Annotated in this window: 3 protein-coding genes; 1 reads left to right on the top strand and 2 read right to left on the bottom strand. The window is 73.2% G+C overall.

Features of this window, described 5'->3' with window-relative positions:
* Positions 1-3: 3 nt before the first annotated feature.
* The gene (locus JL100_RS34565) at positions 4-8,901 is read right to left on the bottom strand and encodes a non-ribosomal peptide synthetase (protein WP_202683279.1); all 8,898 of its coding nucleotides are present in this window, start codon (positions 8,899-8,901) and stop codon (positions 4-6) included.
* A 3-nt stretch (positions 8,902-8,904) separates the two neighbouring features.
* Positions 8,905-15,375: a non-ribosomal peptide synthetase gene (locus tag JL100_RS34570; protein WP_228421715.1), complete on the bottom strand. Its 6,471-nt coding sequence runs from the start codon at positions 15,373-15,375 to the stop codon at positions 8,905-8,907.
* 343 nt (positions 15,376-15,718) lie between these two features.
* Here JL100_RS34570 and JL100_RS34575 point away from each other — a divergent pair, with 343 nt between their 5' ends.
* Positions 15,719-15,928: an MbtH family protein gene (locus JL100_RS34575; protein WP_202683281.1), complete on the top strand. Its 210-nt coding sequence runs from the start codon at positions 15,719-15,721 to the stop codon at positions 15,926-15,928.

The following is a 15,928-nucleotide window of genomic DNA, read 5'->3' on the forward strand; positions in this document are numbered from 1 at the left end:
CGGTCAATCGTCGAAGCTGTCGGCCAGATCGGCCATGAGGGCGTCAAATTCGTCGTCGGCGAGGTCGATCTTGTCGAACCGGGCGGCGCCGGGTCCGGTGTCCCCGACCAGGGAGTCCAGCGCCTCGGCCATGCCGGCGACGAGGCGGTCGGCGGTCTCGGCCGAGAGCCGGCCGGCGCCGTAGGCGAGGTCGAGGGTCAGCGCTCCCCCCTGGACGCGGGCGTTGAAGGCGAGCGCGTGGCTGCGCGGCTGGCTGGGGTCGCGCTCCGCGCCATGGGCGGCGGCGAGCGGGGCGAAGCCGTCGAGGCCGGCGGCCCCGGCGTCGGTCTGGCCCAGGTAGTTGAGCGCGACCGGTGCCGGCGGCGCCGAGGACAGGGTTTCGTCCCCCGCGAGGTGGCGGAGCACGCCCCAGCCGAGCCCCTTCGACGGGACGGCGGACAAGGCCGCTTGGGCCGCGGCACGGGCCACACCCGGGTCAGCGGTCCCGGCGATCTCCAGCCGCACCGGGTGGAGGACGGTGAACCAGCCGCAGGTGCCGGACAGGTCGATGCCGGGCCAGGGGGCGTCCCGGCCGTGGCTCTCCAGGTCGATGACCGCGGCACCGGCGCCGCGCCACCGGCCCAGGGTCAGGGCGAGGGCGGCCAGCAGCGCCTCCGGCATCGGGCCGGCGGCGCCGTCGAGCAGGGTCCGGGTGCGGGCGACGCCCAGGGAGACGCGGGCGACCCGTTCGCCGGCCACCCGGTCCGGCCCGGCGGGATCGGGGCCGTCGAACGGCAGCGGGGCGGTTCCCGGCGCCATGACGGAACGCCAGTGCGCCGCCTCGGCCTCGAAGTCCGGGACATGGGCGGCGAGCGCCTCCGACCAGCGGCGGAAGCTGGTGCCGCCGGGGGCGGCCGGGCGCGGAGCACCGCCGGCCTCCGCCCGGTAGAGCGCGTGCAGGTCGGACAACAGGACGCGCCAGGACACGGCGTCCACCGCCAGATGGTGGGCGCACAGCAGCAGGACGCGCGGGCGCCTGGCCCCCTGCTCGGCCAGCAGCCCGGCGATCAGGCAGCCGGAGCCCAGGTCGAATCCGGCCTGGAGGCGGTCGGCGGCCCGGGCCAGCATGGCGTCGGGATCGGCCTCGGCGGTGAGGTCGATGCGTTCCAGCCGGGGCGGCTCGCCGGGGCCGTCGTAGAACTGGCGCCAGCCGCCGGGCGTGCGGGCGAAGCGCAGGCGCAGCGTGTCGTGGCGGGCATGCAGGGCCCGGAGCGCGCGGGCGAAGGCGGCGGCGTCGAACCCGGCGTCCACCGCGAAGGCCAGCGACTGGTTCCAGTGGTGCGGCGCCGGCAGGTCCTGCTCGAAGAACCAGCGCTGGATCGGCGTCAGCGGGATCTCGGCTGAGGCTGGCTCGGGCTCCGCCGGGGCCGCCGCCAGGGGGACCGCCAGTTCGGCGAGAGCGGCGACGGTCTGCGCCTCCAGCACTTGGCGGGGCGATATCTCCAGCCCGGCGGCGCGGGCGCGGGCGGCGATCTGGAGGCTGATGATGCTGTCGCCGCCCAGGTCGAAGTAATTGTCGTGGCGGCCGATCGCCCGGCCGTTGAACACCTCGCGCCAGACCGCCGCCAGGATCTCCTCCGACGCGCCGACCGGCGTTTCGGCGAGGGCGGGAGACGCGGCCGGCTCCCGCTCCGCCGCGCGGGCGAGCAGGGCGGCGCGGTCGATCTTGCCGTTGGGCGTCAGCGGCCAGCGGTCGAGGACCAGCACGGCGGAGGGGACGGCATGGCCGGGCAGGCGTCCGGCGGCATGGGCGCGAAGCTCCGCCGGGTCGGGAGCGGTGGCGGCCCCCGTGACGAAAGCCAGCAGTTCGGCCGGCCCGGCGGCGGGACGGTGGACCAGCGCCACCGCGGAAGCCACGGCGGGATGGTCGGCCAGCACCGCTTCGACCTCGCCCAGTTCGATGCGGAAACCGCGCAGCTTCACCTGATGGTCGCGCCGGCCGAGATAGCGGATGCGCCCGTCCCCGTCCCACAGGGCGAGGTCGCCGGTCAGGTAGAGGCGGGCTCCGGCGACCGGACTGAACGGGTCGGGGCGGAAGCGCTCCGCCGTCAGGGCGGGCAGGTTGCGGTAGCCGCGCGCGACGCCGATGCCGCCGATCGCGATCTCGCCCGGCACACCGGGGGGGACCGGGTCGCCGCGCGGGTCGAGCAGGTAGAGCGCGCAGCCGGCCATGGCGCGGCCCAGGGCCGGTTCCCCGGCGAGGTCCGTGCAGGTCTCGACCGAGGCGCAGACGGTCGCCTCGGTCGGGCCATAGGCGTTGACCACGTGGCCGACCCGGCTCCAGGCGCGCAGCAGGGCGCCGGGCGCCGCCTCGCCGGCCACCACGACCGTGCGCAGGTCCGGCAGGGCGGCGGGGTCGAGGGCGGCCAGGACGGAGGGCGGCAGGGTGACGTGGGTCGCCCGCGCCTCCGCCAGGTGGCGGCCGATGTCGAGCGCGTCGCCCTCGGGCGGCAGGCACAGGGTGGCGCCGGTGCCCAGCGCGTGGAAGATCTCCGCCACCGCGGCGTCGAAGCTGGGCGAGGCGAACTGGTAGACGCGGTCGCCCGGCCCGATCCGGAAGGATTCCGCCTGGGCGGCGACGAGGTTGGCGATCCCGGCATGGGGCACCAGCACGCCCTTGGGGCGGCCCGTCGTGCCGGAGGTGTAGATGGTGTAGGCCAGGCCGGACGGATCGACCTCGGGGAGCGTGGTGCCGGCATCCGGTTCGGCGGGCGCGTCCAGGTCCAGGACGGGGCGGCCGGCGGCCAGGTCCACGGCGGCGGCGCCACGCGTCAGGATCAGGCGGGCGCCGCCGTCCGACAGCATGTGCCCGAGCCGGTCCGCCGGATAGGCCGGGTCGAGCGGCAGCCAGGCTCCGCCCGCCTTCAGGATCGCCAGCAGGGCGGTGATCAGGTCGGCCGAGCGCGGCAGCAGGGTCGCGACCACGGATTCCGGCCCGACGCCCCGGGCGGCGAGATTGCGGGCAAGCCGGTCGGCGGCACCGTCCAATGCCGCATAGGTCACGACCGCGCCGGCGGTGTCCAGCGCCGGGGAGTCCGGCCGGCGGGCGGCCATCCGCTCGACCAGCCGGTGGGCGGGCTCCGGTTCGGCGGCACCCTTGCCGACGGGGTTTGCGCGGGTGATCAGCCCGGCGGCCTCGGCCGGCGGCAGGACGGCGAAAGCGTCCACCGGCGCGTCCGGCCGCTCCGCCATCGCGGCCAGCAGGCCGATCCAGCGGTCGAGCAGGGCCGAGGCCTCGGCCAGCCCGAAGCGCAGCCCGTCATAGTTGATCTTCAGGATCAGCGCGTCGCCGGGGATCACGGCGGCGGTCAGCGGATAGTTGGTCCGCTCCACGAACCTGATGTCGGAGAAGGCGATGCCGCCGGCCTCCCGCTGGAGGGCCGCCGCGACGGGATAATTCTCGAACACGAACAGGCTGTCGAACGGCGCCTCGTCCGCCGGCAGTCCCGCCCAGCGCCGGACCTCGACCAGACTGACGGCGTCGTGCTCCTGCGCCGCGGCAAGCCGCTGCTGGACCTCCCCCAGCCAGCCGGAGAGCGGCGTGGCGCGGGGCACCGGGACCGCGCAGGGGAGGGTATTGATGAACAGCCCCACCATGCCGTCGGAGCCGGCCAGGTCGGGCAAACGGCCCGAAACGGTCAGGCCGAACATCGGGCGGGGGCCGGCGCCGTGGCGTTCCAGCAGGAGCGCCCAGGCGGCGGCGGCCACCACGTTGAGGGTGACCTGATGTTTCCGCGCCAGGGTGCGCAGCGCCTCGGACGACGCGACATCAAGCGTGCGCTCGACCTCGCCGGGCAGTTCCTCCGCCGCGTCGGCCGGGCGTTGCAGGGCGAGGCGCGACGGTCCTTCGATCCCGGCAAGCTCCGCCTTCCAGAACCGCTCGGCGGCGGAGCCGTCGCGGGCGAGGAGCCCGGCGACATGGTCGCGGAAGGGGCGGGCAGGTGCTGGCTCGGCGACGCCACCGCCGATCCGGGCGACATAGGATGCCAGCAGGTCGCCGAACAGGATCGGCAGAGACCAGCCGTCCACCAGCATGTGGTGGTGGGTCCAGACCCAGCGCCAGGCGGCATCCCCGGTGCGGACCAGGGCGAAGCGCATCACCGGCGCGCGGCCGAGGTCGAGGCCCAGGCGGCGGTCGGCCGCCAGCAGCGCTTCCAGGCGAAGGTCCTGCTCGTCGGCGGGCAGGCCGCGCCAGTCCTCCCGCCGGACCGGCAGGGCGGCGCGGGCCAGCACGACCTGATGGGGCTCCGGCACGTCACGCCAGACGAACAGGGTGCGGAGCGGCGGATGCCGGTCCATCACGTCCTGCCAGGCCTGGAGGAAGGCGGGTTCGTCCAGCTCCCCGATCAGGCGGCCGGCGAGCTGTTCGACATAGACGCCGGCGTCCGGCCGCTCCACCGCGTGGAACAGCATGCCGAGCTGGAGCGGCGTCAGCGGGTAGGCGTCGGCGATGGGGGCCGGAACGGTGGCGGCGATGGCCGCGAGGGCGCCCGCGTCCAGCCGGGCGAGCGGCAGGTCTTCCGGCTTCGGCGGCACGATGCGGCCGGCGGCGGCGCCGGCGACTTCCAGCAGGGCGGCCCTGAAGCGGACGGCCCAGCGCTCCGCCGTCGCGGCGTCGATCCCGGCGGCGAACAGCCAGGTCACCTCCAGCCGGCCGCCCGCGACCAGCGCCACGAGGTCGAGGGCGAAGGGGCGGCGGTTCTCCGGCGCGGAGACGGGCACCGAGGCTTCGCGGCGCAGCCGCCAGCCGGAACCGGCGGCATCGGCGATGCGGCCGAGATAATTGACGCTGACCTCCGGCCAGTCCGCCGGGTCGGCGGGCAGTCCGTCGGCGGCGCCGGCCAGCGCCTCGGCGGCTTCGGCGGGGGTGGCTTCCGGGCCGAGCGGCAATGCCAGGGTGCGGAACACGGTGAACCAGCCGACCGTGCGGGACAGGTCGGCGTCGGGGACGTCGCGGCCATGGCCCTCGATGACGACGGGGAGCAGGCCCGCGCCCAGGTCCGAGAGGGCGCGGGCCACGGCGGCGAGGACCAGGGCATCCACCGGCTGGCGGGACGCGGCCGGGGCATCGACCGTGATCAGCGCCGTCTCGGCGGGATCGAACGCGGTGGAGATCCTGCCGGCGGTCCCGGACGTGTCGGGGACGCCGCCGGCCAGGGGAAGTCGGCGGCGCTCGGCGGGAACGGGGGCCGGCGGGGCCGCCGGGCGGTCCCCGAGTGCGCGGGCATGGGCCGCGAAGCCGAAGGCGGGGGCCGGCGGTTCCCCGGCCAGGGCGCCCGCCAGATCGTCCAGCAGGACGCGCCAGGAGACGCCGTCAACGATCAGGTGATGGACCGCGACCGCGAGCACGCCGCCAGCCTCGTCGCCGAACCAGGCGGCGCGGGCGAGAGGCCCCACGGCGAGGTCCCAGCCTTCCTGGAGGTCGATGGCGGCCCGGGGCAGTTCCGACCGGTCATGGACGGTCAGCGGCAGGGTCGCGGGACCGGGCACCAGGGTCTGCACCCAGCCGGAGGACTCCCGATGGAAGCGCAGGCGGAACGCGTCGTGGGCGCCGGCCACCTGGTCGAGGGCGCGGGCCAGGGCGGCGGGATCGACGGGAGCGGCGGTCTCCAGCCACGCGATCTGGTTCCACCAGGACGGCCGGGCGAGGTCCAGGCCGAAGAACCAGCGCTGGATCGGCGTCAGGGGCACGGGGCCTTCGGACGACCCGGCGACCGTCGCGCCGGCGCCGGCCTCGGTGGCGGCCAGGGCCAGCTCGCGAAGGGACGGCTGGAGGAAGACCTGCCGGGGGGTCAGCGCCAGGCCCTGCTTGCGGGCGCGGGCGACGACCTGGAGGGAGAGGATGCTGTCGCCGCCCAGCGCGAAGAAATTGTCGTCGCGGTTGACCGCCGGCACGCCCAGCACGTCGGACCAGATCGCCGCCAGCGCCTGCTCGACCGGGGTGGCCGGCGCCTCGCCGGCTTCCGAGCGGGAGCTTTCCGGCGAGGGCAGGGCGGCGCGGTCGATCTTGCCGTGGTGGGTCAGCGGGAACCGCTCCAGCACCACGAAGGCCGCCGGGACCATATAGTCGGGAAGGGTCTCGGCCAGCGCCGCGCGCCATCCCGCCACGTCGCCCCGGCCGTCCTCCGCCGCCACATAGGCGACCAGCCGCGGGTCGCCGCCCGGGCCGGGCTGCGCCAGCACCAGTGCCTCTCGCACGCCGGGCCGGCGCACCAGCGCCGCCTCGATCTCCCCCGGCTCGATCCGGAATCCCCGCACCTTCACCTGCTGGTCCGCCCGGCCCAGATACTCCAGGCTGCCGTCCGCCAGCCGCCGCGCCAGGTCGCCCGAGCGGTACAGCCGCGACCCCGGCGGCCCGAACGGATCGGGAAGGAACCGCTCCGCCGTCAGGTCCGGGCGGTTGCGGTAGCCCCGCGCGACACCGCCGCCGCCGACATAGATCTCGCCGACCACGCCGACCGGCACCGGCTCCAGCCGGTGGTCGAGCAGATGCACCTGGAGATCGGAAAGCGGCCTGCCGATCTCGCTGCCCCGGCCGGCCTCGGCGTCCGCCGGCTCCAGCGCCCGGTACGTGACGTGGACCGTGGTCTCGGTGATGCCGTACATATTGACCAGCACCGCGGCGTCGCCCTGCGCCGCGTACCACGGCAACAGGCTGGCCAGCTCCAGCGCCTCGCCGCCGAACACCACCCGGCGCAGCTTCAGCCTGCGGCCCGCGACGGCGGGGATCAGCTGGCGGAAGGCGGACGGCGTCTGGTTCAGCACCGTGACGCCCTCGCGTTCCAGCAGCTCGGCCACAGCGTCGGGCGCCCGGCTGACCCAGTAGGGCACCACCACGAGCTTGCCACCGTAGAGCAGGGCGCCCCAGATCTCCCAGACCGAGAAGTCGAAGGCGTAGGAGTGGAACAGCGTCCAGACGTCCTCCGGGCCGAAGCCGAACTGCGGCTCGGTGGCGGCCATCAGGCGGGTGACGTTGCGGTGGCTGACCACGCAGCCCTTGGGCCTTCCGGTCGAGCCGGAGGTGTAGATCACGTAGGCCGCCTGATCCGGATCGATCGTCACGCCGAGAGATGTGGCGGGCAGGGCAGCGGCGTCCGCCTCGGCGTCGGCCAGATCGACCACCGGCAGGGTGCTGCCCCCCAGCGCCGCGGCGAGCGCCGGGCGGGCCGGCGCGTGGGTCAGCACCAGCTTCAGGCCGCCGTCCTCTGCCAGCCAGGACAGGCGGTCGGCCGGGTAGGCCGGGTCGAGCGGGACATAGCAGCCGCCGGCCTTGAGGATGGCGAGCAGGCCGACGATCAGCTCGGCCCCGCGCTCCAGGCACAGGCCGACCGGCGTCTCGGCCCCGACGCCCAACCCGGCCAAGTGGCGGGCCAGCCGATTGGACCGGGCGTCCAGCTCGGCGTAGCTCAGCGTGGTGCGTTCATAGCTCAACGCCGGGCGGTCCGGATGCGCCGCCGCGGTGGCCTCGAACCAAGCGTTCAGGGTGCCGGTCGGGCGCACTTCCGAGCCTGCGTTCGCCTCCCGAACCAGCCAGTCGCGCTCTCCGGTGGTGAGGACATCCAAGGAGGACAGGCGAGCCTCGGGCGATCCGACGACCTGCTCCAGCAGGCGCATCCAGCGGTCGAGGATCGTCTCCGCCGTGGCCCGCTCGAACCGGTCGGCGGCATATTCCAGGCTGGCGAGCAGGGTGTCGCCGTCCGGTTCCAGGATCAGGGTCAGGTCGAGCTTGGCGGCTCCAGTGTCGGGGCGCAGGATCTCAACCTTCAAACCAGGCAGGGCGACCCGGCCCAGGGGAGCGTTCTGGACCGCCAGCATCGTCTGGACCAGCGGCGAACGCGCGCCCTCGCGGGCGGCGCCGGCCAGTTCGACCAGCCGCTCGAACGGAAGGTCCTGGTTGGCATAGGCGTCGACGGCGGTCTTGCGCACGCGCCCGATCAGGTCGGCGACCGTGGGATCGCCGTCGAGCCGGCAGCGCAGCGGCAGCGTATTGACGAAGAATCCCACGACATCCTCGAACCCGCCATGGTGGCGGTTCGCGACCGGCGTGCCGACCAGCAGGTCGCGCGCTCCCGTCAGCCGGCCCAGCAGGACGCCCCAGGCGGCCAGCGCCAGCATGAACGGCGTGGCGCCGTGACGGGCCGCGGCCTCGTTCAGCCGCTTCGCCAAGGCGGGCGGAAGGGCGCTGCGCACCGTGCCGCCGGCACCGTCCCGTCCGGGAGCGCGGGTGCGGTCGGACGGAAGCTCCAGCACCGTCGGGGCGCCCGCCAGTTCGGACCGCCAATGGGCGATCTGCGGCGCCAGGGCCTCGTCGGTCAGCGCCGTGCGGCGCCACTCGACATAGTCCGCATAATGCAGGTTGTCCGGCGCCAGGGCGTCGCCCCGGCCCGCGTAGAGGGCCGCCAGTTCGCGCACCATCACGCCGAGCGACCAGCCATCGCAGGCGATGTGGTGGAGCGTGACCAGGAGCATGTGGGTTTCCGGCGCCACGCGGAACAGGCGGGCGCGGATCACCGGCCCGCGCCGAAGGTCGAAGGGTGCCGCCACCTCGGCCGCGATGCGGGCGTCCAGGTCGGACGGGTCCGCCGTTTCCTCGATTTCCAGGGTCAGGCCGCCCTCGGGATGGACGAGCTGGCAGGGCTCGCCGGCCTGGGTCGCGAAGGTGGTGCGCAGGATCTCGTGGCGTTCCACCAGCCCGCGGAGCGCCGATTCCAGCCGCCGGGCGTCCAGGCCGCCCGTCAGCCGCAGCGCCAGCGGGACATGGTAGGCCGGGTCGGCGGGGTCGAGCTGATGCAGGACCCACAGCCGCCGCTGCGCAGGGGACAGCGGAAACAGGAAGACTTCCTGGGATGTCGCCAAGGTCATGGATCAGTCCGCCGCCCCGTCCGCCAGGACCGAGCCGTCGATATCGACCACGACGCGGGTCGCCGTCCGGCGGGCGGCGCGGATCGGCACGACGGGAGCGGATGCCGCCGCCCGCGCCTCTTCCAGGTAGACCGCGAGCGCCGCGATGCTGCGATGCTCGAACACGGCGCGCAGCGGCAGCTCCAGGCCGAGACGCCGGCGCGCCAGGGTGACGAACCGGGTCGCCTGGATCGAATCGCCGCCCAGCGCGAAGAAATCGTCGCTGACCCCGATCTCCGGCATGCCGAGGACTTCCTGGGCGACTTCGGCCAGCGTGATCTCGATGGGGCTCCTGGGCGGCAGGTAGTCGGGACGCCCGGCGGCGGCATCGGCCATGGGCAGGGCGGCGCGGTCGATCTTGCCATGGTGGGTCAGCGGGAACCGTTCCAGCACCACGAAGGCCGCCGGCACCATGTAGTCGGGCAGGGTCTCGGCCAGCGCCGCGCGCCATGCGGCCACGTCACCCCGGCCGTCCTCCGCCGCCACATAGGCCACCAGCCGCGGGTCGCCGCCTGGGCCGGGCTGCGCCAGCACCAGCGCCTCGCGCACGCCGGGCCGGCGCACCAGAGCCGCCTCGATCTCCCCCGGCTCGATCCGGAAACCGCGCACCTTCACCTGCTGGTCGGCCCGGCCCAGATACTCCAGGCTGCCGTCGGCCAGACGCCGCGCCAGGTCGCCCGAGCGGTACAGCCGCGACCCCGGCGGCCCGAACGGGTCGGGAAGGAACCGCTCCGCCGTCAGGTCCGGGCGGTTGCGGTAGCCCCGAGCGACGCCGCCACCGCCGACATAGATCTCGCCGACCACGCCGACCGGCACCGGCTCCAGCCAGTGGTCGAGCAGGTGGACCTGGAGGTCCGCCAGCGGCCGGCCGATCTCGCTGCCCCGGCCGGCCTCGGTGTCCGCCGGCTCCAACGCCCGGTAGGTGACGTGGACCGTGGTCTCGGTGATGCCGTACATGTTGACCAGCACGGCGGCGTCCCCCTGCGCCGCGTACCACGGCGACAGGCTCGCCAGCTCCAGCGCCTCGCCGCCGAACACCACCCGGCGCAGCTTCAAGGCACGCCCGGCCGCCGCCGGGATCAGCTGGCGGAAGGCGGACGGCGTCTGGTTCAGCACCGTGACGCCCTCACGCTCCAGCAGGTCGGCCACGGCGTCGGGCGCCCGGCTGACCCAGTAGGGCACCACCACCAGCTTGCCGCCGTAGAGCAGGGCGCCCCAGATCTCCCACACAGAGAAGTCGAAGGCGTAGGAATGGAACAGCGTCCAGACATCCTCCGGCCCGAAGCCGAATTGCGGCTCGGTGGCGGCCATCAGGCGGGTGACGTTGCGGTGGCTGACCACGCAGCCCTTGGGCCTTCCGGTCGAGCCGGAGGTGTAGATCACGTAGGCCGCCTGATCCGGGTCGATCGCCAGGCCGGGAGATGTGGCGGGCAGGGCAGCGGCGTCCGCCTCGGCGTCGGCCAGATCGACCACCGGCAAGGTGCTGCCGCCCAGCGCCGCGGCGAGCGCCGGGCGGGCCGGCGCGTGGGTCAGCACCAGCTTCAGGCCGCCGTCCTCTGCCAGCCAGGACAGGCGGTCGGCCGGGTAGGCCGGGTCGAGCGGGACATAGCAGCCGCCGGCCTTGAGGATGGCGAGCAGGCCGACGATAAGCTCCGCCCCGCGCTCCAGGCACAGGCCGACCGGCGTCTCGGCCCCGACGCCCAACCCGGCCAAGTGGCGGGCCAGCCGGTTGGACCGGGCGTCCAGCTCGGCGTAGCTCAGCGTTGTGCTCTCGAAGCCCAACGCCGGGCGGTCCGGATGCGCCGCCGCGGTCGCCTCGAACCAGCCGGCCAGGGTGCCGGTCGGGCGTACCTCCGCACCCGCGTTGGCCTCCCGCACCAGCCAGTCCCGCTCCCCGGCACCCAGCAGGTCGAGGGCGGCGACATCCGCGTCAGGCGTGTCGGCCAGGGCCTCCATCACGCTGATATAGGCGCTTCCGAGCTTGGCGATCTGCTCGGCCGAGTATTTGCCGTGGTCGTAGATCAGCGTCAGCTCCAGCTCGCCGCTGGTCGGGTGGCGGGCGAACTGGGCCAGGAACGGGAAGTCGGTTTCCTCGAAGATGCCGACGTCCAGGACCCGCAGTTCCGGCATGCCGAGGATGCCGGCATAGACGTGGAAATGGATGAAGTTGAAACCGGCCTCGTACAGGTCGATCCCGCCGGCCAGACGCTTGATGTCGGCGGTCGGCAGGCGCCGGTTGGTCAACACCTCGGCCTCTTCGCGCAGCAGGTCCCGCACCAGGTCGCGCCAGGTGCCGGAACCCGGTTTCAGGCGCAGCGGCACCGTGTTGAGGAACAGCCCGGTGACTTCGGAAGCGCCGTCCAGCTCCGGCCTTCCGTGGGTGACATAGCCGGTCACCGCGTCGGGACGCCCGGTCGCGAAGGCGAGCACCCGCAGATGGGCCGCCAGCGCCAGGCTCTTGATCGGCGCGCCGAGCCGGTCGGCGCTCGCCGCGAGCCGGCCGGACAAGCTGTCCGGCAGCGCCACCAGATGGCGGCTGACCTTGGCGCCGTTGCCGGCCGGGGGAGCGACGGCCAGACGGGGCAGCCGGGGAACGTCCAGGCCGGAGACCCTCCCGGCCCAGAAGCGGCGCATGCCCTCGTCGGCGATCGCCGCCTTCTCCAGCGCCACGAAACAGGCGGGAACGGCGGTGCCGCCAGCACCGGCCTGGACGGGGCGGCCAAGATAGAGGCTGATCAGGCGGGTCAGCAGGGTCGCGACGCTCCAGCCGTCCAGGATGGCGTGGTGGAAGCTGATGGTGACCTGGACGACCTCGTCCTCCAGCCGGTGCAGGCGGACCCGGAAGAGCGGTGCGGCGGCAAGGTCGAAGCCGGTCCGCTTCTCCGCCGCGAGGAAGGCTGCGACGGCGTCTTCACGTTCCGCGGGATCGAGCGCCCTGAGATCGTCCACCTCCAGCGGGACCCGCGCCCGCCCATGGACCACCTGGAGCGCCTCGCCGAAGCCGGTCCAGTGCAGGCTGGTGCGGAGCGCGGGGTTGGCGTCGGCCAGGGTTTCCAGCGCCCGGTCCCAGGCGTCGTCGCGCCAGGGCAGCTCGATGCGGTAGCTGAAGATGTCGTGGAAGATGGCCGTCCCGGCCTCCATCTCGGCATGGAACAGCATGCCGGCCTGAAGCCTGGACATGGGGAAGGCATCGACGGCGCCGGCCGGCAGCAGGGCGCGATCGGCCGGGGCGATCAATGCGAAGGGGGCGGGAGCCTCGTCCCTGTCCATGTCGGGCGGACCGGACATGGCCGACGCCGCGAGGCCGCGCAGGGTCTGGTGACGGTAGAGGTCGCGCAGCCCGAAGCCGATGCCCTGCTTGCGGGCTCTGGCGACGACCTGGAGGGAGAGGATGCTGTCGCCGCCCAGCGCGAAGAAATTGTCGTCGCGATTGACCGCCGGCACGCCCAGCACGTCGGACCAGATCGCCGCCAGGGCGCGCTCGGCCGGGGTGGCCGGCGCCTCGCCGGCTTCCGAGCGGGAGCTTTCCGGCGCCGGCAGGGCGGCGCGGTCGATCTTGCCATGGTGGGTCAGCGGAAACCGCTCCAGCACCACGAAGGCCGCCGGCACCATGTAGTCGGGAAGGGTCTCGGCCAGCGCCGCGCGCCATGCGGCCACGTCGCCCCGGCCGTCCTCCGCCGCCACATAGGCCACCAGCCGCGGGTCGCCGCCCGGGCCGGGCTGCGCCAGAACCAAGGCCTCGCGGACGCCGGGCCGGCGCACCAGCGCCGCCTCGATCTCCCCCGGCTCGATCCGGAAGCCGCGCACCTTCACCTGCTGGTCGGCCCGGCCCAGATACTCCAGGCTGCCGTCGACCAGACGCCGCGCCAGGTCGCCAGAGCGGTACAGCCGCGATCCCGGCGGCCCGAACGGGTCGGGCAGGAAACGCTCCGCCGTCAGGTCCGGACGGTTGCGGTAGCCCCGAGCGACACCGCCGCCACCGACATAGATCTCGCCGACCACGCCGACCGGCACCGGCTCCAGCCGGTGGTCGAGCAGATGCACCTGGAGGTCCGCCAGCGGCCTTCCGATCTCGCTGCCCCGGCCGGCCTCGGCGTCCGCCGGCTCCAGCGCCCGGTAGGTGACATGGATTGTGGTCTCGGTGATGCCGTACATGTTGACCAGCACCGCGGCGTCGCCCTGCGCGGCATACCACGGCGACAGGCTCGCCAGCTCCAGCGCCTCGCCGCCGAACACCACACGGCGCAGCTTCAGCTTGCGCCCCGCCGCCGCCGGGATCAGCTGGCGGAAGGCGGACGGCGTCTGGTTGAGCACCGTGACGCCCTCGCGCTCCAGCAGCTCGGCGACCGCATCCGGCGCCCGGCTGACCCAGTAGGGCACCACGACCAGCTTGCCGCCGTAGAGCAGGGCGCCCCAGATCTCCCACACCGAGAAGTCGAAGGCGTAGGAGTGGAACAGCGTCCAGACATCCTCCGGCCCGAAGCCGAACTGCGGCTCGGTGGCGGCCATCAGGCGGGTGACGTTGCGGTGGCTGACCACGCAGCCCTTGGGCCTTCCGGTCGAGCCGGAGGTATAGATCACGTAGGCCGCCTGGTCCGGGTCGATCGCCAAGCCGGGAGATGTGGCGGGCAGGCTTGCGGCTTCCGCCTCGGCGTCGGCCAGATCGACCACGGGCAGGGCGCCGTCGCCCAGCGCCGCGGCGAGCGCCGGGCGGGCCGGCGCGTGGGTCAACACCAGCTTCAGGCCGCCGTCCTCGGCCAGCCAGGACAGGCGGTCGGCCGGGTAGGCGGGGTCGAGCGGGACGTAGCAGCCGCCGGCTTTGAGGATGGCGAGCAGGCCGACGATCAGCTCGGCCCCGCGCTCCAGGCAAAGGCCGACCGGCGTCTCGGCCCCGACGCCCAGCCCGGCGAGGTGCCGGGCCAGCCGGTTGGACCGGGCGTCCAGATCGGCGTAGCTCAGCGTGGTGTCCTCAAAGCTCAACGCCGGGCGGTCCGGGTAGGCCGCCGCGGTCGCTTCGAACCAGCCGGTCAAGGTGCCGGTCGGGCGCACTTCCGAGCCCGCGTTGACCTCCCGGACCAGCCAGTCCTGGTCCGCCGCGTCAAGCCAGGGCAGGGAGGCGACCGGCCGGTCCGGCTGGTCCAGGGCGCTTTCCAGCAGGCGCCGGAAGCGGCCGACCAGCGCTTCGGCGCCGGCGTGGTCGAAATAGCTCTCGTTGAAGTCGAAATCGACCGCGATGTCATCGTGGTCGCCGAAGTCGCGGACGAAGACCTGGAGCGGCTGGTTCTGGTGGCCGCTGGACAGGACCACCGTCCGGTTCGTGCAGCCTGCGACCTGCTCGCCGTAATGGTGCCGCTCGTAGGACAGGCTGACCTCGTGCAGGCGGTTGCGCGCCGTTTCCTCCGGCAGGCCCGGCAGCTTCATCTCCCCGATGGGGAAGCGCTGGTGCCGGTAATCCCGGCGCAGCTGGGCGCGGATCTCGCCGACCAGCGCGCGCAGGCCGTGCAGCCCGTCGGGGCGAAGCCACAGGGGCGAGACGCTGGCGAAGAGCCCGATCGCCTGCTTCTCCACCGCGGTCCTTCGGTTGAGGATGGGCGCCGCGATCACCAGGTCGCGGGTGGCGCACTGGCGCGACAGGACGGTCCCGAGCGCCGCCAGGAGCACGTGGAACGGCGACGCCTTCTCCGCTTCCGCGAGATCGCGGATCCGGCCGTACAGGGCGCCGTCCAGATGGATGGTGCGGCGCGTGGCGCGCGTGGCGAAAGGGCCGTTCTGCCGGAACAGCGGCTCCGGCAGGGCGGGGAAGCGGCTTTCCCAATAGGCCCGCCCCGCCTCGAACCCGGGCGAGGCGCGGTACCGCCTCTCCTCCGCGATCTGGTCGGCGACATGGCCGAGTTCCAGCGGGGGCAGCGTGCCGTCGGCCGTGAGCTGGTTGTAGCTGCGGACCAGGTTGGCGTGGAACAGCGAGGTGCCCCAGCCGTCGGCGATGATGTGGTGGAACTTGCCGTACCAGAAGAACAGATCGGGGCCGCACCGAAGCGCGGCGAACCTCGCCAGCGGGCCGGTCGGCCCGAACGGCAGGGGTTCCGCCATGTCGCTTTCCATGAAGCGGAGCGCCGCCGCCTCGGGGTCCCGCTCAAGGCCCAGGTCGATGAAATCCACCGCCCCCGGGAACCTGTCCAGCACGCGCTGCCGCGGTCCGTCGTCGGTGTCGATCATGACCGTGCGGAAGGCCGCCGCACGGCCGGCCACATGGCGCATGGCCGCGACGGAGCGGTCGCCGTCCACCGGACCGCTGATCCGTACCAGGGCGCCGATGTTGAACAGCGGGCTTTCCGGGTTGAATTTCTGCTCGACATAGATCTCGAGCTGGACGCGGGTCAGGGGCAGCATAGCCGCGTCATCGGCCGGCCGCCTATCGTCGCCGCCGTCGAGCATGCGACCAGGATCCGCATCATTCATGGCTAAGGCTCACAAGGAAAATTAACCCGGATTAACAATCGCCGTGATTGGAAGTGAAAAGACCCCGACGCCCGGCAACGCCCTGACAACTCAACCTGAAACAGAAATCAGTTACTTGTTCGGTATACGTGGATAATGACACTGTCATACACGGTCAACTAGGTGCGACATTCTGTCATTCTATCGACAAGCTACTGTTCCTGTGTTACCACAATCAAATTTGCCGCACAATAGGATCATTCCCGTATCAGGGATACTGCCGGCATGAATGAAGACTTATGCGTCATATCTTCGTATGTAACTTCGCGGGAGACGTTGAATGTTTGACGACGAGTCCGTCGTTTTCGCCGTCGTGATCAACGACGAGGAGCAATATTCGATCTGGCCGGAGTTCAAGCCCATGCCTCAGGGCTGGCGCGCGATCGGCAAGACCGGCACGAAGGCCGAATGCCTGGACCATATCCGCGAGGTCTGGACCGACATGAGGCCGGCCAGCCTGAGGCGCCGGCTGGCCGAAGCCGGCGCCTGA

The organism is Skermanella mucosa (assembly GCF_016765655.2).
GTDB classification, from domain to species: domain Bacteria; phylum Pseudomonadota; class Alphaproteobacteria; order Azospirillales; family Azospirillaceae; genus Skermanella; species Skermanella mucosa.

What these genes read in the sequence shown, in the direction of transcription:
- JL100_RS34565 (WP_202683279.1), bottom strand. Translation starts at nt 8,901, where the DNA reads ATGACCTTGGCGACATCCCAGGAAGTCTTCCTGTTTCCGCTGTCCCCT.
- JL100_RS34570 (WP_228421715.1), bottom strand. Translation starts at nt 15,375, where the DNA reads ATGCTCGACGGCGGCGACGATAGGCGGCCGGCCGATGACGCGGCTATG.
- JL100_RS34575 (WP_202683281.1), top strand. Translation starts at nt 15,719, where the DNA reads ATGTTTGACGACGAGTCCGTCGTTTTCGCCGTCGTGATCAACGACGAG.